At 70.3% G+C, this 256-nt stretch carries 1 protein-coding gene; it reads right to left on the reverse strand.

Going from position 1 to position 256, the window contains the following annotated elements:
- A partial coding sequence (locus tag CVH10_RS26205; RefSeq protein ID WP_219925008.1) for a hypothetical protein occupies positions 1 to 256 on the reverse strand: 256 nt, incomplete at both ends.

The raw sequence follows: 256 nt of genomic DNA on the forward strand, positions 1-256 counted from the left end.
GATGGTCGTCGGGGCGGGGCCGACCACCGGCCTATGCTGACGATCGACATCGGCGACGGCCGGCGCGGGGGGCGCCAGCGGCAGCGTCGTGAGCTGATAGAAGGGCTGCGCCACGCGACGGGCGAAGACGGTCGCGACATCGTTCGGGGTCGCGCCGTCGATCCAGTCGAGCTGCTTCAGGAAGAAGCCGGGATCGCGATGCGTCATCTCGCCCTGACCCAGCCAGTTGCCGATCGCCGCCCCGCTTTCCAGCGAG

The organism is Halomonas sp. ND22Bw (assembly GCF_003011945.1).
GTDB classification, from domain to species: domain Bacteria; phylum Pseudomonadota; class Gammaproteobacteria; order Pseudomonadales; family Halomonadaceae; genus Halomonas; species Halomonas halophila.